This is a genomic window from Cupriavidus sp. GW823-FHT06D04 (genome assembly GCF_058795055.1).
In genome coordinates this window covers 729,872-747,973 of sequence record NZ_JBXAHL010000001.1, presented here as the reverse complement: position 1 = coordinate 747,973, position 18,102 = coordinate 729,872, and the positions used below count along the sequence as shown (strand labels likewise).

Sequence of the window (18,102 nt, the reverse complement as noted above, 5' to 3'; positions counted from 1 at the left end):
ATAAGACAACACGATGTTATTGGCTCTGGCCCAGTGGCTGCAAAACGACTACAGCTTCCTCCGGGTCGTCAACTACCTGACTTTCCGCGCGGTGATGGCCAACCTCACCGCGCTTCTGATCGGGCTGGCGTTCGGTCCGTGGGTGATCCGCAAGCTGACCGAGTTGAAGGTCGGCCAGGCGGTGCGCACCATCGGTCCGCAGACCCACCTGGTCAAGGCCGGCACGCCGACCATGGGCGGCGTGCTGGTGCTGGTCTCGATCGCGGTGTCGACGCTGCTGTGGTGCGACTGGGGCAACCGTTTCATCTGGGTGGTGATGCTGGTCACCTTCGGCTACGGCGCTATCGGCTGGGTCGACGACTACCGCAAGGTGGTGTATCGCGACCCGCGCGGCATGTCGAGCCGCGAGAAATTTTTCTGGCAGACGCTGATCGGCCTGGTGGCCGCGGTCTACCTAGCGTTCTCGGTGTCGGAAAGCAGCAACGTGAAGGTGTGGGACCTGTTCCTGAGCTGGGTCGAGGGCGGGCTGTCGCTGGACATGCCGTACAAGTCCAACCTGATCGTGCCTTTCTTCAAGGAGATCAGCTACCCGCTGGGCGTGGCCGGCTTCATCGTGCTGACCTACCTGGTGATCGTGGGCTCGAGCAACGCTGTCAACCTGACCGACGGCCTGGACGGGCTGGTGATCATGCCGGTGGTGCTGGTCGGCAGCGGGCTGGGTGTGTTTGCGTACGTGATGGGCAGTTCGGTCTACAGCAAGTACCTGCTGTTCCCGCATATCCCGGGCGCGGGCGAGCTGCTGATCTTCTGCTCGGCGCTGAGCGGGGCGGGGCTGGCCTTCCTCTGGTTCAACGCGCACCCGGCGCAGGTGTTCATGGGCGACGTGGGCGCGCTGGCGCTGGGCGGCGCGCTCGGCACGGTGGCGGTGATCGTGCGCCAGGAGATCGTGCTTTTCGTGATGGGCGGCATCTTCGTGGTGGAAACACTGTCGGTGATGGCGCAGGTCACGTGGTTCAAGATCACCAAGCGCCGCTATGGCGAAGGCAGGCGGCTCTTCAGGATGGCGCCGCTGCATCACCATTTCGAACTGGGCGGCTGGAAGGAAACCCAGGTCACGGTGCGCTTCTGGATCATCACCATGCTGCTGGTGCTGATCGGGTTGTCGACACTGAAGTTGCGTTAACGGTTGCGCGGGTCAGGGACTGACGGCGCTCTTCTATATAGATTCAGGAAATCAAAGGCAGGAAATCGAAGTGTTTGGCGAGCTGCAAAAACCTCATGTGCTGGTACTGGGCCTCGGTGAATCGGGCCTGGCCATGGCGCGCTGGTGTGGCCTGAACGGCTGCGCGGTGCGCGTGGCCGACACGCGCGAGGCGCCCGCCAACCTTGTCTTCCTGCAGGCCGAGCTGACTTCGGCCGAGTTCGTCGGCGGCCCGTTCGCCGACAGCCTGCTCGACGGCATCGGCCTGGTGGCGATCAGCCCGGGCCTGTCGCCGCTGGAAGCCGGCACCGGCGCGCTGCTGGCCGCGGCGCAGGCGCGCGGCATCCCGGTGTGGGGCGAGATCGAACTGTTCGTGCGCGCGCTGCGCCACCTGGAAGCCGAGTCCGGCTACGCGCCGAAGATCCTGGCGATCACCGGCACCAATGGCAAGACCACCACCACCGCGCTGACCGGCCGGCTGGTGGAGCGCGCCGGCAAGAGCGTGGCGGTGGCGGGCAATATCAGCCCGTCGGCGCTGGACAAGCTGTCGGCCTGCATCGCCTCGGCATCGCTGCCGGAAGTGTGGGTGCTTGAGCTGTCCAGCTTCCAGCTGGAAACCACGCACACGCTGGCGCCCGCCGCGGCCACCGTGCTCAACGTCACCCAGGACCACCTGGACTGGCATGGCTCGATGGAAGCCTATGCCGCATCCAAGGCGCGCATCTTCGGGCCGGCTGGCAGCGAGTGCGTGCAGGTGCTCAACCGCAACGACCGCCTGACCATGGACATGGCGCGGCCCGGGCGCTCGCCGCTGACTTTCGGCACCGACCTGCCGGAAACGCCGGGCAGCTTCGGCATCCTGCGCGAGGGCGGCATGCCCTGGCTGGTGCTGGCCGAAGCCGACCCGGACGCGGAAGGGGAGGGCAAGCCGCGCCGCCGCAAGGCCGCCGAGGTGGTCCAGGAAGCCGTGCCGGCGCGCCACAAGCGCCTGATGCCGGCCGACGCGCTGCATATCCGCGGCATGCACAACGCCACCAACGCCATGGCCGCGCTGGCGCTGTGCCGTGCCATCGACCTGCCGATGAACGCGCTGCTGCACGGCCTGCGCGAATACCGCGGCGAGCCGCACCGCGTGGAGTGGGTTGCCACCATCGACGACGTCGAGTATTTCGACGACAGCAAGGGCACCAATGTCGGCGCCACCGTGGCCGCGCTGTCGGGGCTGGACAAGCGCGTGGTGCTGATCGCCGGTGGCGAAGGCAAGGGCCAGGATTTCTCGCCGCTGGCCGCGCCGGTGGCGCAGTACGCACGCGCGGTGGTGCTGATCGGCCGCGCCGCGGGTGAGCTGCGCGATGCATTGCAGGGCAGCGGTGCCAGCCTGGTCGACGCCGCCACGCTGGAAGAGGCCGTGACGAAGGCTGCCGGACTGGCCGAGAACGGCGACGTGGTGCTGCTGTCGCCGGCGTGCGCCAGCCTCGACATGTTCCGCAACTACGTGCATCGCGCCGAGGTGTTCCGCGGCGCGGTGGAAGAACTGGCGCTGTCCCGGGGGATCCTGCCATGAGCGAAGCACAGGTCAAGCGCAGCGGCTTTATCGGCGCCACCATCGGCAATGCCTGGGGTGGCCTGCGCGACGCCGTGTCCGGCGTCAAGCCGACGCGCTCGCGCATGATGGAGTACGACCAGCCCATGCTGTGGGTGTCGATCGTGCTGCTCGCGCTCGGCCTGGTGATGGTCTATTCGGCCTCGATCGCGCTGCCGGACTCGCCGCGCTACGCCAACTACCGCGAGAGCCACTTCCTGATGCGCCATGCGTTCGCGCTGGGGATCGGGCTGTCGGTCGGGCTGGCGTCGTTCCAGATCCCGGTCAAGGTGTGGGACCGCTACGCGCCCAAGCTCTTTATCGTCGCACTGATCCTGCTGGTGATCGTGCTGGTGCCGTTCGTCGGCAAGGGCGTGAACGGCGCGCGGCGCTGGATCCCGCTGGGCGTGATGAACTTCCAGCCATCGGAGCTGATGAAGCTGGCGGTGGTGCTGTATGCCGCCAACTACACGGTGCGCAAGCAGGAGTGGATGCAGACCGTGTCCAAGGGCTTCCTGCCGATGGGCGTGGCCGTGGTGGTGGTCGGCATGCTGCTGCTTCTCGAGCCGGACATGGGCGCATTCCTGGTAATCGCGGCCGTGGCCATGGCCATCCTGTTCCTGGGCGGCATCAACGGCAAGCTGTTCGCCGGGCTGGTCGGCGTGGCAGTGGGCGCGTTCGCGCTGCTGATCACCGCGTCGCCCTGGCGGCGCGAGCGGATCTTCGCCTACCTGAACCCGTGGGAAGAGAGCAATGCGCTGGGCAAGGCCTACCAGCTGACGCACTCGCTGATCGCCTTCGGCCGCGGCGAGTGGACCGGCGTGGGCCTGGGCGGCAGCATCGAGAAACTGCACTACCTGCCTGAGGCGCATACCGACTTCATCCTCGCGGTGATCGGCGAGGAATTCGGCTTTATTGGCGTGCTGGTGGTGATTGTGCTGTTCTACTGGCTGGTGCGCCGCGCCTTCAATATCGGCCGCACCGCGCTGCAGCTGGACCGCACCTTTGCCGGGCTGGTGGCCAAGGGCATCGGCGTGTGGATCGGCTGGCAGACCTTTATCAATATGGGCGTGAACCTGGGCCTGCTGCCGACCAAGGGGCTGACGCTGCCGCTGGTGAGCTATGGCGGGTCGGGGATCTTGATGAACTGCGTGGCGCTGGCGATCCTGCTGCGCATTGATTATGAAAATCGAGTATTGATGCGCGGAGGGAAGGTATGACCGCACCGCGCACCTTGCTCGTGATGGCCGGCGGCACCGGGGGGCACGTGTTCCCGGGGCTTGCGGTCGCGCACGCGCTGCGCGAGCAAGGCTGGAAGGTGGTCTGGCTGGGCAACCGCACCGGCATGGAAGCCACGCTGGTGCCCAAGCACGACATCCCGATGGAGTTCATCCAGTTCGGCGGGCTGCGCGGCAAGGGCCTGGTGACCAAGTTCCTGCTGCCGCTGAACCTGCTGCGCGCGTTCTGGCAGAGCATAGTCGCGCTGCGCCGGGTGCGCCCGAGCGTGGTGCTGGGCATGGGCGGCTATATCACCTTCCCGGCCGGCATGATGGCGTCGCTGCTGGGGCGGCCGCTGGTGCTGCACGAGCAGAACTCGATCGCCGGTCTGGCCAACAAGGTGCTGGCCAAGGTGGCCGACCGCGTGCTGTGCGCATTCCCGGACACGCTGCCCGGCGGCGAATGGACCGGCAACCCGGTGCGCGAGGAACTGGCGCACCTGGACGCGCCCGAAGCGCGCTATGACCAGCGCAGCGGCCCGCTGCGCATCCTGGTGGTGGGCGGCAGCCTGGGCGCTGCGGCGTTGAACGAGGTGGTACCCAAGGCCATCGCGCTGCTGCCCGAGGGCAAGCGCCCGGTGGTCACGCATCAGGCGGGCGCGAAGCAGATCGACACGCTGCGCGCCAACTACGCGGCCGCGCAGGTGCCCGCGCAGACCCTGCCGTTTATCGACGACATGGCGCGCGCTTACGCCGATGCGGACCTGGTGATCTGCCGCGCCGGCGCGATGACGGTTTCGGAAGTGGCTGCCGCAGGCGTAGCGGCGATGTTCGTGCCGTTCCCGCATGCGGTGGACGACCACCAGACCACCAACGCGGAATTTTTGTCGAAGCAGGGCGCGGCCCTGCTGGTGCAGCAGAAAGACCTGACGGCCGAGGGGCTGGCGCAAACCATCGCCAGCCTGACCCGGCCGCAGTTGAAAGACATGGCGCGCCTGGCGCGCGGACTGGCCAAGCCTGAGGCAACCCGGCGCGTCGCCGAGATCTGCAGTCAGCTGGCCAGGGACTGAAGCCTAATTAAGCAGCAATCGAATGAAGCATATCGTCAAAAACATCCACTTCGTGGGCATCGGCGGCGCCGGCATGAGCGGCATCGCCGAGGTCCTGCTGAACCTGGGATACAAGGTCTCGGGCTCGGACGTGGGCAACAATGCCGCCACGCGGCGCCTGGCCTCGCTGGGCGCCACGGTCATGCACGGGCATGACGCAGCCAACGTGACCGGCGCCAACGCGGTGGTGGTGTCGACCGCGGTCAGCGGCGACAACCCCGAAGTCCTGGCCGCCCGCAGCAAGCGCATCCCGGTGGTGCCGCGCGCGGTGATGCTGGCCGAACTGATGCGCCTGAAGCAGGGCGTGGCCATCGCCGGCACGCACGGCAAGACCACCACCACCAGCCTGGTGGCGTCGGTGCTGGCCGAGGGCGGGCTCGATCCCACCTTCGTGATCGGCGGCCGCCTGAACTCGGCCGGCGCGAATGCGCGCCTGGGCACCGGCGACTTCATCGTGGCCGAGGCCGACGAGTCGGACGCATCTTTCCTGAACCTGTTCCCGGTCATCGAGGTCATTACCAATATCGATGCCGACCACATGGACACCTACGGGCACGACTTTGCCCGGCTCAAGCAGGCGTTCATCGAATTCACGCAGAGGTTGCCGTTCTACGGCATCGCGGTGCTGTGCGTGGATGACCCCAACGTGCGCGAGATCCTGCCGTTCGTGTCCAAGCCGGTGGTGCGCTACGGCTTTGCCGAGGATGCCCAGATCCGCGCCGTGGACGCGCGCGCGGTCGACGGCCAGATGCACTTCACCGTGCAGCGCCACCTCGACGGCCATGCCGAGCCGCCGCTGGAGATCGTGCTGAACCTGCCCGGCCTGCACAACGTGCAGAACGCGCTGGCGGCGATCGCCATCGCCACCGAGCTGGAAGTGCCCGATGCCGCCATCGTCAAGGCGCTGCGCGAATTCCACGGCGTGGGCCGGCGCTTCCAGCGCTATGGCGAGGTGGCCACGCCCGATGGCGCCGGCACCTTCACCCTGGTGGACGACTACGGCCACCACCCGGTGGAGATGGCGGCCACGCTGGCCGCCGCGCGCGGCGCGTTCCCGGGGCGCCGCCTGGTGCTGGCGTTCCAACCGCACCGTTTTACCCGTACGCGGGATTGCTTTGAGGACTTCGTCAAAGTGCTGGGCACCGTCGATGCCCTGCTGCTGGCCGAGGTCTACGCCGCCGGCGAAGCCCCGATCGTGGCTGCCGACGGCCGTGCGCTGACCCGCGCGCTGCGCGTGGCCGGCAAGGTCGAACCTGTTTTCGTGGAGCAGATGGAAGAAATGCCGCAGGCCATCCTGGATGCCGTCCGGCCGGGCGATGTGGTCGTGACGATGGGCGCGGGCTCGATCGGGGCCGTGCCGGGGCAGCTGGTGTCGCACCAGCAATCGACGCAATCAACGCAGGGAGGCCAGGCATGAGCTTCGTCGCCCATCCCAATATCGATCCCAAGTCGCTGGGCAAGGTCGGCGTGCTGCTGGGCGGGCGCTCGGCCGAACGCGAGATCTCGCTGATGTCGGGCAAGGGCGTTCTGGCAGCGCTGCAGTCGCGCGGCGTGGATGCGCACGGCTTCGACCCGGGCCTGCAGGGCGTGGCCGAGCTGGCCGCGGCCGGCTTTGACCGCGTCTTTATCGCACTGCACGGCCGCTATGGCGAGGACGGCACCATGCAGGGCCTGCTCGAGCAACTGGGCGTGCCGTACACCGGCAGCGGCGTGCTGGCTTCGGCCATGGCCATGGACAAGCAGGCCACCAAGCGCCTGTGGATGACCCATGACCTGGCCACGCCGCGCTTTGCCATGCTGCATGCGGACACTGACTTTGATGCCGTGGCGGCCGACCTGGGCCTGCCGCTGATCGTCAAGCCGGCGCGCGAGGGCTCGTCGATCGGCCTGACCAAGGTCACTGCCGCCGACCAGATGCGCGCGGCGTTCGAGAAGGCCGCGGCGCTGGACAACGACGTCATTGCCGAGACCTTTATCGACGGCGCCGAGCTGACCTGCCCGATCGTGGGGGAGGGCGACAGCGCCGAAGCGCTGCCGGTGATCCGCATCGTTGCGCCCGAAGCCAACTACGACTATCAAAATAAATACTTTACTGACGATACCCAGTACTTGTGCCCGTCGGGCCTGGACCCTGAAGTCGAACGCGAGGTCCGGGCACTGGCGGTGCAGTCCTACCGCGTGCTGGGATGCCGCGGCTGGGCGCGCGCCGACCTGATGCTGCGCGCCGACGGCAAGCCTTTCCTGCTCGAGATGAATACCTCGCCCGGCATGACCGGCCATTCGCTGGTGCCGATGGCGGCGCGCGCGGTTGGCATCAGCTACGAGGACTTCGTGATGCAGGTGGTGGCCGCGGCCACGCTGGACCTGCATCCCAACGAGCATTGGAAACCCGAATAACGCAACCGAACAGGACCGCACCGGACCATGTGGCATAACGCACGCCTGCTCAACCTGATCGCCTCCGCGCTGTACGCGCTGGTGGTGCTGATGGCGCTCGCGGCAGGCCTGCTGTGGCTGGCGCAGCGGCCGGTGTTCGCCATCACCCATGTGGAGATCGGCCCGCTGGACGGCGGCGCCCTGCGCCACGTGAACGCGCCCAGCGTGCGCGCCAGCGCGCTGGGCAAGCTGACCGGCAATTTCTTCACGCTGGACCTGAACGCGGCCCGGCAGGCGTTCGAGTCGGTGCCCTGGGTGCGGCGCGCCAGCGTGCGGCGCGAATGGCCCAACGGCCTGGCGGTCGAAGTCGAGGAACACGAGGCGCTGGGCACCTGGGGCACGCCCGACAGCGGGCGCCTGATCAATACCTATGGCGAGATCTTTGTCGCCAATACCGCCGAGGCGGAAGAAGACGCACAGCTGCTGGCGCTGGACGGGCCGCCGGACAGCGAGGGCGACGTGATCGAGAAGCTCGAGGTCATGCGCCAGTGGTTCAAGCCGCTCAAGGCCGAGCCGCTGGCGGTGGCCCTGTCCGGCCGCTATGCCTGGCGCGCGAAGCTGTCCAACGGCATGGAGGTCGAACTGGGCCGCGAGCAGAACGATGAGGATCGCGTGGCGATGGACCAGCGGGTCCGGCGCTTCGTCGCGGCCTGGCCGCAGGTCACCCAGCAATGGGGCAGCCAGATCGAGTATGCCGACCTGCGTTATCCCAACGGCTTTGCCATCCGCGCCGCCAATGCCCGCTTCCTGACCGAGGCGCAGATCGCAGCGGCGGTCAGGGCAGAGAAGGCGGCGAAGGCAGCGAAGGCGGCCAAGCCGGCGCCGGCGGCAGCAGCGGTTTCAGGTACTTCCAACAACAATCCGACGCGACTGAAGAGCAAGAACGCGGAGAAAACCCGATGAGCAAGGAATACAAGGACCTGTTGGTCGGTCTGGATATCGGCACCTCGAAGGTGGCGGCGGTGGTGGCAGAACTGCGCCCCGACGGCAGCTACGAGGTGATCGGGATGGGCCAGTCAGAGTCCAAGGGTCTGAAGAAAGGGGTCGTGGTCAATATCGAGGCCACCGTGCAGTCGATCCAGAAGGCGCTGGAAGAGGCCGAGCTGATGGCCGACTGCAAGATTTCAGAGGTCTTCACAGGCATTGCCGGCAGCCACATCCGCAGCTTCAACTCCAGCGGCATGGTGGCGATCAAGGACAAGGAGGTCACGCAGACCGACGTGGCGCGCGTGATCGAGACCGCCAAGGCGGTCAATATCCCGACCGACCAGCAGATCCTGCACATCCTGACGCAGGAATTCATCATCGACGGCCAGGAAGACGTGCGCGAGCCCATCGGCATGAGCGGCATCCGCCTGGAAGTGAAGGTGCATATTGTCACCGGCGCGGTCAGCGCCGCGCAGAACATCGTCAAGTGCGTGCGCCGCTGCGGCCTGGAAGTGCACGACCTGATCCTGCAGCCGCTGGCTTCCAGCCTGGCGGTGCTGACCGAGGATGAGAAGGAGTTGGGCGTGGTGCTGGTCGACATCGGCGGCGGCACCACCGACATCGCCATCTTCAGCGAAGGCGCGATCCGCCATACGGCCGTGATCCCCATCGCCGGCGACCAGATCACCAACGACATCGCGATGGCGCTGCGCACGCCGACGCCCGACGCCGAGGACATCAAGATCCAGTACGGCATCGCCAAGCAGGCGATCGCCGACCCGGACGACATGATCGAGGTGCCCGGCGTGGGCGACCGCGGCACGCGCACGCTCAGCCGCCAGGCGCTGGCCGCGGTGATCGAGCCGCGCATCGAAGAGCTGTACTCGCTAGTGCATCAGGTGGTGCGCGAGTCCGGGTATGAAGAACTGTTGTCGTCAGGCGTGGTCATCACCGGTGGGACCGCGATGATGCCGGGCATGGTCGAGCTGGGCGAGGACATCTTCCTCAAGCCCGTGCGCGTGGGCGTGCCGGAGTACCGCGGCAACCTGCACGAGGTGGTGAAGAGCCCGCGCTATGCGACGGTGATGGGCCTGCTGCTGGAAGGCCGCGTGCAACGCATGCGCGGGCGCAAGGTCGCGGTGCAGAGCGGGTCGGTCAAGCAGGTGTGGACGCGCATGAAGGAATGGTTTGTCGGCAATTTCTGATCAATGCGGAAATTGACGCGCTGACGATGCAGCGGCGCGCAGGCAGGGCGGTCTACCGGACAGGCCTGTGTGCTGAGTGGAAGTTTTCTGGTTTTCTTTTTTTTGGTTTCTTGTTCAGAAACCAGGGGTTGCGGCGGGGAGGCTGCATCGTCTGGGGACTGATTTTTCTCGGAGGCAGTGATGGACTTTGACATGATCGAAACGGAAGTGCAGGACGGCACCATCATCAAGGTGGTCGGCGTGGGCGGTGCGGGCGGTAACGCCGTGCAGCACATGATCAGCCGCGGCGTGCAAGGCGTCGAATTCATCTGCATGAACACCGATGCCCAGGCGCTCAAGCGTTCGAGCGCTTCACGCGTGCTGCAGCTTGGCAATACGGGCCTGGGCGCTGGCGCCAAGCCGGAAGTCGGCCGCAACTGCGCCGAATCGGCCCGTGATCAGATCGCCGATTCCCTGCGCGGCGCGCACATGGTCTTCATCACTGCCGGCATGGGCGGCGGCACCGGCACGGGCGCCGCGCCGATCGTCGCGCAAGTGGCCAAGGAGATGGGCATCCTGACCGTGGGTGTGGTCAGCAAGCCGTTCGACTTCGAAGGCGCGCGCCGCGCCAAGGTGGCCGAACACGGTTCCAGCGAGCTGGAATCGAGCGTCGACTCGCTGATCGTGGTGCTCAACGAGAAGCTGTTCGAAGTGATGGGCGACGACGCCGAGATGGACAAGTGCTTCCAGTGCGCCGACGACGTGCTGCACAACGCGGTGGCCGGCATTGCCGAGATCATCAACGTTGACGGCCTGGTGAACGTCGACTTCGAAGACGTGAAGACGGTGATGGGCGAGCAAGGCAAGGCCATGATGGGGACGGCCACCGTGTCGGGCGTTGACCGCGCCCGCCTGGCGGCCGAGCAGGCCGTTGCCAGCCCGCTGCTGGAAGGCGTGGACCTGTCCGGCGCGCGCGGCGTGCTGGTCAACATCACCGCCAGCCGTTCGCTGAAACTGTCGGAAACCAAGGAAGTCATGAACACCATCCGCAGCTACGCCGCGGAAGATGCGACCGTGATCTTCGGTACGGTGTACGACGATTCGATGAGCGATGCGCTGCGCGTGACGGTGGTGGCCACGGGCCTGGGCCGCTCGGCCAAGAAGCAACAGCCGATGACCCTGCTCAAGACCGGCACGGACAACATGCCGGTGCAGATGATGGCCAACATGACCGCCGCCGCGGCCACGCACAGCTCGCCGGACTACAGCAACCTGGATACGCCGGCAGTGTGGCGCAGCTCGCGTGAGTCGGCGTCGGCCCACGTGGCGGCGCTGCAGGAAAAGGGTGTGGATACGTACGACATCCCGGCCTTCCTGCGCAAGCAGGCAGACTGAGCCCTGCCTGGCGCGGCATCGGTGCCTCCACCGGCCGCCTGACGGAACGCGTCGCCTTGTCGCGATGCACGTGCGCTCCCCATCCGCGCGTGCCTTGCATGGACTGACGTGAACCGCCGGGCCGCTGGCGGCGCCGCGCCTGCGCCGGACTGAGCTTCACCCGCATCCCGTCGCCGGGACGGGCGTGCCGCTGGCCGCCTCCCCGGACTGGTTTCCCGCCTTCCCGGTCGGGATGTATCAGCGTCCGCGCGGCGCACCCAAGAGGTGCGCCGCGCGGACGTCTTTGTAGCAAGGTGTATCGGATCCGCGCCGGATGTCACCGGATGTGAGCCGGCTTTGGCAATGTGGGCAAGGCGCCTATGATCTTGAGATTGCCCATCTGCCTGAGTGCGGGCGTCTGCGCACCGGCATCCGGACTATTCTTCAGAAAACCCAGGAGGACCACGACCCATGATCACTGTCGGTTCCCGCGTCCCCGACGCCACGCTGCAGGAATTCTTCGAAACCGAAGGCAACGGCTGTGCCCTTGGCCCCAATGCCTTCAAGGTGGCGGACCTGGTCCGCGGCCGCAAGATCGTGGTGTTCGGCCTGCCCGGCGCTTTCACGCCGACCTGCTCGGCCAAGCATGTGCCGGGCTTTGTGCAGCATGCCGCGGCGCTACGCGAGGCCGGCGTCGACGAGGTCTGGTGCGTGTCGGTCAACGACGCCTTCGTGATGGGCGCCTGGGGCCGTGAGCAGCAGGCGGGCGGCACGGTGCGCATGATGGCCGACGGCAGCGCCGAGTGGACCCGTGCGCTGGGCCTGGACCAGGACCTGACCGCACGCGGCATGGGCGTGCGCTCCAAGCGCTACGCGATGGTGATCGACGACGGCGTCGTCACCCGGCTCGACGTCGAGGCACCGGGCGAATTCCGCGTCAGCAGCGCCGAGGCAGTGCTGGCGGCGTTGCGTGGCTGACACAGTCATCCGGGTAAACGTGGATAATACGCAACTTATTAAGGGGGTGTTAACAGCCGGAAACAAAACCCGGCTGCAGCGCCCTTGATGTGGTGGTAAAATCCCTTAATCAGAAAAGCTACACGATAGATTTTTATAATAGTTGAGGCTGTCATGCTCAAACAGCGCACGATCAAATCCCTGGTGAAGACCGTTGGCATCGGCCTGCACTCGGGGCGCAAGGTCACGTTGACCCTGCGTCCCGCGTCGGCGGACACCGGCATCGTCTTTACCCGCGTCGACCTGCCCGAGGCCGTCGAGATTCCCGTGGCCGCGTCGGCCATCGGCGACACGCGCCTGGCATCGGTGTTGCAGAAGGATGGCGCGCGCGTTTCGACCGTCGAGCACCTGATGTCGGCGTGCGCCGGCCTGGGCATCGACAACCTCTATGTCGATGTCGACGCCGAGGAAATCCCGATCATGGACGGCAGCGCCGCGTCCTTCGTGTTCCTGCTGCAGTCGGCCGGCATTGAAGAGCAGAACGCGCTGAAGACCTTCATCCGCGTCAAGAAACCGGTGGAAGTGCGCGAGGGCGACAAGCTGGCGCGGCTGGAGCCGTTCTTCGGCTTCAAGCTGTCGTTCACCATCGACTTCCGCCACCCGGCGGTCGACAAGACCGGCCAGACCTTCTCGATCGATTTTGCCGACACCAGCTACGTGCGCGAGATTGCCCGCGCCCGCACCTTCGGCTTTGCGCACGAGGTGGAAGCCCTGCGCGAGATGGGCCTGGCGCGCGGCGGCAGCCTGGACAACGCGATCGTGCTGGACGAGCACCGCATGCTCAACAATGAAGAGCTGCGCTACGGCGACGAGTTCGTGCGCCACAAGATCCTGGATGCGATCGGCGACCTGTATGTGGTGGGCCATCCGCTGATCGGCGCCTATGTGGCAAACAAGTCGGGCCACGGCCTGAACAACCAGCTGCTGCGCGCGCTGCTGGCCGACCAGGAAGCCTACGAGCTGGTCACCTTCGACCGCGTCGAGGAAGCCCCGGCCGCGTTCCTGCCGCAGGCGCAGCCGGCGTTTGCCTGATCCTGGCGAACTGGCGCAAAAAAAAGCCGACCCGAGGGTCGGCTTTTTCGTGATCGGCACCGGGCTAGCGGTGATGGGCGAGCAGCGTATTGAGCGCGTCGCGCAGCGGCGAATCCGGCAGGCTGCGCGCCAGTTGGTCGAGGTTGGCGAGTCCCGTGGGCGTCATGCGGCCGCCGGTGCGCTGACGTTGCACGGGCTCCACTTCCCAGTCCGCGTGGCGCGACACCTCTGGCTGCACCCGCACCCGGATCGCGGTGATGTGCGAGCCGCGCTGGTGCAGCCGTGCCAGCAGCGTCGGCACCACCTGGCGCACGCGGGCAGCGGCGGCGCCGTGCGCGGCCAGCAACAGCAGCACCTGGGCGTTCGGGTCGGTGGCGTCACGCTTGACGCCGGCCACGGCCAGGCCGTCGCGCATGCCGGCGGGCAGCAGCGCCAGCACCTCGGCCTCCAGCACCGACAGCTGGCGCGCGGTCTGCATCAGCGTCGAAACCGGGCCGGCCTTGGCCAGCCAGTCGTTGAGCGGCTTGGCGGCGGGGGTCTGCAGGGCGTGGTGGGTGAAGCGGCGCATGCATGCATTCTAGCAAGGGGCGCGGGGGCCGCCTTGCCCGACCGCGGATTGAAGCTGCGGCGGCCGCCCCAAACTGTGGCTGACGGGGCGCGCGGGCAATCATGCGCACGACACGCATGGTCAACATTCGGCGGGCTTGCCTGCCCTTGCGGGACGGGGCCAGGCGCGTTCCGGCCGTGACCCCGGCACATGATAAACTCGGCGTTTTGCGCCAATCTATCCATTCCTCGCCCGGCCGCCGGAGCAGCCCGCATCCCTGGGGTGCACCCGGTTCCGCGCAGGTGAAAGCAATCGATGATCACCGGCCTTCTCAAGAAAGTCTTCGGCAGCCGCAATGAGCGGCTGATCAAACAATATCGCCGCACGGTGGCGCAGATCAATGCGCTGGAGCCGAAGTTCGAGCAGCTCTCGGACGACGAGCTGCGCGGCATGACGGAGACCTTCCGGCAGCGCCACGCCGGCGGCGAATCGCTCGAGGCGCTGCTGCCCGAGGCCTTCGCCGTCTGCCGCGAGGCCAGCAAGCGTGTCATGAAGATGCGCCACTTCGACGTGCAGCTGATCGGCGGCATGGTGCTGAATGACAACAAGATCGCCGAAATGCGCACCGGCGAAGGCAAGACGCTGACCGCGACACTGGCCGTGTACCTGAATGCCATCACCGGCAAGGGCGTGCACGTGGTGACCGTCAACGACTACCTGGCGCAGCGCGATGCCGAGTGGATGGGCCGGCTGTACAACTTCCTGGGCCTGTCGGTGGGCGTGAACCTGTCGCAGATGCCGCACGACGCCAAGCAGGCGGCGTACAACTCGGACATCACCTACGGCACCAACAACGAGTTCGGCTTCGACTACCTGCGCGACAACATGGTCTACGACCCGTCGCAGCGCGTGCAGCGCCCGCTCAACTACGCCATCGTCGATGAAGTGGACTCGATCCTGATCGACGAGGCCCGCACCCCGCTGATCATCTCCGGCCAGGCTGAGAACCAGACCGACCTGTACCAGCGCATGAACGGCATCCCCAAGCTGCTCGAGCGCCAGATCGGTGAAGAGAAGGCCGATGGCACCGGCGTGGAGAAGCCGGGCGACTACTACGTCGACGAGAAGGGCCACCAGGTCTACCTGACCGAAGCCGGCCACGAGAAGGCCGAAGAGATCCTGTCGCAGCAGGGCCTGATCGGCGAGGGCGAATCGCTCTACGCGCCGCAGAACATCACGCTGATGCACCACCTGTACGCGGCCCTGCGCGCACACAGCCTGTTCCATCGCGACCAGCACTACGTGGTGCAGAACGACGAAGTCGTGATCGTCGACGAGTTCACCGGCCGCCTGATGACCGGCCGCCGCTGGTCCGACGGCCTGCACCAGGCCGTGGAGGCCAAGGAAGGTGTCACCGTCCAGCAAGAGAACCAGACGCTGGCGACGATCACCTTCCAGAACTACTTCCGCATGTACAGCAAGCTGGCCGGCATGACCGGCACGGCTGACACGGAAGCGTATGAGTTCCAGGAGATCTACGGCCTGGAAGTGGTGGTGATCCCGACCAACCGCCCGGCCCAGCGCAAGGACCAGCAGGACCAGATCTACAAGACCGGCAAGGAGCGCTACGACGCCGTGGTGCGGGATATCCGCGACTGCTACGAGCGTGGCCAGCCGGTGCTGGTGGGCACCACCTCGATCGAGACCTCGGAATACCTGTCGGGCCTGCTCGATCGCGAACAACTGCCGCACCAGGTGCTCAACGCCAAGCAGCACGCACGCGAAGCCGAGATCGTGGCCCAGGCCGGCCGCCCCAAGATGATCACCATTGCCACCAACATGGCCGGTCGCGGTACCGACATCGTGCTGGGCGGCAATGTGGAGAAGCAATCCGGTTTTATCGAGGCGGATCCGAACCTGTCCGACGCCGAGAAGGCCGCGCGCATCAAGCAGCTCGAGGATGAGTGGCATTCGCTGCACGAGCAGGTCAAGACCGCCGGCGGCCTGCATATCGTCGGCACCGAGCGCCATGAATCGCGCCGTATCGACAACCAGTTGCGCGGCCGTGCCGGCCGCCAGGGCGACCCGGGTTCGTCGCGCTTCTACCTGTCGCTGGACGACCAGCTGCTGCGCATCTTCGCCGGCGACCGCGTGCGCGCCATCATGGAACGCCTGAAGATGCCCGAGGGCGAGCCGATCGAGGCCGGCATCGTCACGCGCTCGATCGAGTCGGCGCAGCGCAAAGTCGAAGGCCGCAACTTCGACATCCGCAAGCAGCTGCTGCAGTACGACGACGTTGCCAACGACCAGCGCAAGGAAATCTACAAGCTGCGCAACGACGTGCTGGAAGCCCAGGATGTCGGCGACATGGTGACCAACCTGCGCGAGAGCGTGCTGGTTGAGCTGTTCCGCGACCACGTGCCGGCCGACACCATGGAAGAGCAGTGGAACATCGCCGGCCTGGAAACGCGCCTGCGCGAGGACTGGGGCCTGGAAGTGCCGCTGGCGCAGACCATCGAGGGCGCGCAGAGCATCGAGGACGAAGAGCTGCTCAACCTGATCATGAAGGCGGCCGCGGAGCGCTACGGCAGCAAGGTCGCGATGGTCGGCCGCGAGTCGTTCGCCGGCTTCGAGCGCTCGGTCATGCTGCAGAGCATCGACACGCACTGGCGCGAGCACCTGGCCGCGCTGGACCACCTGCGCCAGGGCATCCACCTGCGCGGCTATGCGCAGAAGGATCCCAAGCAGGAATACAAGCGCGAGTCGTTCGAGCTGTTCGCGCGTTTGCTGGACCTGATCAAGAGCGAAGTCACGCGCGTGACCTTCAACGTGCAGATCCAGTCGCCGGAAGAACTGGAGCAGGCTTCGGAAGAGATCGAGGAAGGCCTGTCGCACCTGGAGAACGTGCAGTACAAGCACGACGAGTTCGCCGAAGGGCGAGAGCCGGTCGAGGAAGCGCCGTCGCCGCGCACCGGTGCGGCCATGGCCGCCGCCGAGCTGGCGCTGGCGGGCATGCCCAAGGTCGGCCGCAACGACCCGTGCCCGTGCGGCTCGGGCAAGAAGTTCAAGCAGTGCCACGGCAGGCTCAGCTGAGTCGCGCACCGGTATGAGGTCGCGCCCGTCGCACGGCGTGACGCGAATGGAAACGACATGCCCGCCCTTAGCGGGCATGTTCGTCTGATGACAAGCAAGTTGCGAGCAGAAGCCGCAAGCAGATAACGCAAGCAGGAAAGAGGAGTCCACATGCCCGTCAATCTTCCGCTGCCCCAGGCAGAGAACCTGAAATCCGTCGCCGGCGTGGAGCTGGGCTGGGCCGAGGCGGGCATCCGCAAGGCCAACCGCAAGGACGTGCTGGTGGTGCGCGTGGCCGAAGGCAGCACCGTGGCCGGCGTCTTCACCAGCAACCGCTTCTGCGCCGCGCCGGTGCAGGTCTGCCGCGAGCACCTTGCCGCTGGCAAGGGCATCCGCGCGCTGGTGGTCAACACCGGCAATGCCAATGCCGGCACCGGCGAGCCGGGCCTGGCCAATGCCCGCGCCAGCTGCGACGCGCTGGCCGCGCAACTGGGCATCGCCACCGAGCAGGTTCTGCCGTTCTCGACCGGCGTGATCCTGGAACCGCTGCCGGTTGACCGCCTGGTGGCCGGCCTGCCCGCCGCCATCGCCAACGCGAAGCCGGACAACTGGCTGGCCGCCGCCGAAGCCATCATGACCACCGACACGCAGCCCAAGGCCGCGTCGCGCACGGTGCAGATCGACGGCAAGACCGTGACGCTGTCGGGCATCAGCAAGGGCGCCGGCATGATCCGCCCGAACATGGCGACCATGCTCGGCTTTATCGCCATGGACGCCGCCGTGGCCCAGCCGGTGCTGCAGGCGCTGGTCTCCTACGCCGCCGACCATTCGTTCAACAGCATCACCATTGACGGCGATACCTCGACCAACGACTCGTTCGTGCTGATCGCGACGGGCAAGTCCGGCGCCGTGGTCGACCGCACCGAAGGCCCGGCCTTCGAGGCGCTGCGCGACGCAGTGACCGCGCTGGCGCAGGAGCTGGCGCAAATGATCGTGCGCGACGGCGAGGGCGCCACCAAGCTGATGACCATCCGCGTCGAAGGCGGCAAGGACGTGGCCGAGTGCCGCCAGATCGCCTATGCGGTGGCGCACTCGCCGCTGGTCAAGACCGCGTTCTATGCGTCGGACCCCAACCTGGGCCGCATCCTGGCCGCGGTCGGCTACGCCGGCGTGAACGACCTCGACGTCGACCGCGTCAACCTGTGGCTGGACGATGTCTGGGTGGCCCGCGACGGCGGCCGCAACCCCGACTACCGCGAGGAAGACGGCCAGCGCGTGATGAAGCAGGCCGAGATCACCGTGCGCATCGCGCTCGGCCGCGGCAAGGCCGAAGCGACGGTCTGGACCTGCGACCTGTCGCACGACTACGTGTCGATCAACGCCGACTACCGTTCCTAAGCATCG

14 protein-coding genes are annotated in these 18,102 nt (G+C 66.7%); 13 read left to right on the top strand and 1 reads right to left on the bottom strand.

The features are described from left to right. Positions 1 to 13: 13 nt before the first annotated feature. From mraY to lpxC, 11 genes are all read left to right on the top strand, one after another. A complete protein-coding gene (mraY, locus tag AC1Q7H_RS03515; RefSeq protein WP_013958076.1) occupies positions 14 to 1,183 on the top strand; it encodes a phospho-N-acetylmuramoyl-pentapeptide-transferase in 1,170 nt (389 codons plus the stop codon). A gap of 70 nt (positions 1,184 to 1,253) precedes the next feature. Beyond that, positions 1,254 to 2,765, top strand: coding sequence for a UDP-N-acetylmuramoyl-L-alanine--D-glutamate ligase (gene murD / locus AC1Q7H_RS03510; protein WP_211980323.1), 1,512 nt, complete (start codon positions 1,254 to 1,256; stop codon positions 2,763 to 2,765). Further along, positions 2,762 to 4,003, top strand: a complete 1,242-nt coding sequence (gene ftsW / locus AC1Q7H_RS03505; RefSeq protein ID WP_013958074.1) for a putative lipid II flippase FtsW — start codon at positions 2,762 to 2,764, stop codon at positions 4,001 to 4,003. Before murD ends, ftsW begins: the two co-directional genes overlap by 4 nt. Then, positions 4,000 to 5,070: an undecaprenyldiphospho-muramoylpentapeptide beta-N-acetylglucosaminyltransferase gene (gene murG, locus AC1Q7H_RS03500; protein ID WP_013958073.1), complete on the top strand. Its 1,071-nt coding sequence runs from the start codon at positions 4,000 to 4,002 to the stop codon at positions 5,068 to 5,070. Before ftsW ends, murG begins: the two co-directional genes overlap by 4 nt. A gap of 22 nt (positions 5,071 to 5,092) precedes the next feature. Next, the gene (gene murC / locus AC1Q7H_RS03495) at positions 5,093 to 6,526 is read left to right on the top strand and encodes a UDP-N-acetylmuramate--L-alanine ligase (RefSeq protein WP_013958072.1); all 1,434 of its coding nucleotides are present in this window, start codon (positions 5,093 to 5,095) and stop codon (positions 6,524 to 6,526) included. Then, complete coding sequence (locus AC1Q7H_RS03490; protein WP_013958071.1) at positions 6,523 to 7,506, top strand: D-alanine--D-alanine ligase; 984 nt, start codon at positions 6,523 to 6,525, stop codon at positions 7,504 to 7,506. The genes murC and AC1Q7H_RS03490 overlap by 4 nt, the downstream gene beginning before the upstream one ends. Before the next feature lie 27 nt (positions 7,507 to 7,533). After that, positions 7,534 to 8,448: a cell division protein FtsQ/DivIB gene (locus tag AC1Q7H_RS03485; RefSeq protein WP_211980322.1), complete on the top strand. Its 915-nt coding sequence runs from the start codon at positions 7,534 to 7,536 to the stop codon at positions 8,446 to 8,448. Further along, positions 8,445 to 9,677 carry a cell division protein FtsA gene (gene ftsA / locus AC1Q7H_RS03480; RefSeq protein ID WP_010814765.1) on the top strand — a complete coding sequence of 411 codons (1,233 nt, stop codon included), beginning with the start codon at positions 8,445 to 8,447 and terminating at the stop codon, positions 9,675 to 9,677. Before AC1Q7H_RS03485 ends, ftsA begins: the two co-directional genes overlap by 4 nt. 180 nt (positions 9,678 to 9,857) lie before the next feature. After that, positions 9,858 to 11,051, top strand: coding sequence for a cell division protein FtsZ (gene ftsZ / locus AC1Q7H_RS03475; protein WP_010814764.1), 1,194 nt, complete (start codon positions 9,858 to 9,860; stop codon positions 11,049 to 11,051). 450 nt (positions 11,052 to 11,501) lie between these two features. Next, positions 11,502 to 12,008, top strand: a complete 507-nt coding sequence (locus tag AC1Q7H_RS03470; RefSeq protein ID WP_013958070.1) for a peroxiredoxin — start codon at positions 11,502 to 11,504, stop codon at positions 12,006 to 12,008. 153 nt (positions 12,009 to 12,161) lie between these two features. After that, positions 12,162 to 13,079, top strand: a complete 918-nt coding sequence (gene lpxC, locus AC1Q7H_RS03465; protein WP_013958069.1) for a UDP-3-O-acyl-N-acetylglucosamine deacetylase — start codon at positions 12,162 to 12,164, stop codon at positions 13,077 to 13,079. 64 nt (positions 13,080 to 13,143) lie between these two features. On the opposite strand, the gene AC1Q7H_RS03460 is transcribed toward lpxC, so the two are convergent. Further along, positions 13,144 to 13,647 (bottom strand): hypothetical protein, encoded by a 504-nt coding sequence (locus AC1Q7H_RS03460; protein ID WP_013958068.1) that lies wholly within the window; start codon positions 13,645 to 13,647, stop codon positions 13,144 to 13,146. A 294-nt stretch (positions 13,648 to 13,941) separates the two neighbouring features. Here AC1Q7H_RS03460 and secA point away from each other — a divergent pair, with 294 nt between their 5' ends. Together secA and argJ are read left to right on the top strand one after the other, a co-directional pair. Further along, entirely contained in the window at positions 13,942 to 16,719 is a 2,778-nt protein-coding gene (gene secA, locus AC1Q7H_RS03455; protein ID WP_013958067.1) for a preprotein translocase subunit SecA, read from the top strand. A gap of 150 nt (positions 16,720 to 16,869) precedes the next feature. Next, positions 16,870 to 18,096, top strand: coding sequence for a bifunctional glutamate N-acetyltransferase/amino-acid acetyltransferase ArgJ (gene argJ, locus AC1Q7H_RS03450; protein ID WP_153954174.1), 1,227 nt, complete (start codon positions 16,870 to 16,872; stop codon positions 18,094 to 18,096). Positions 18,097 to 18,102 lie beyond the last annotated feature (6 nt).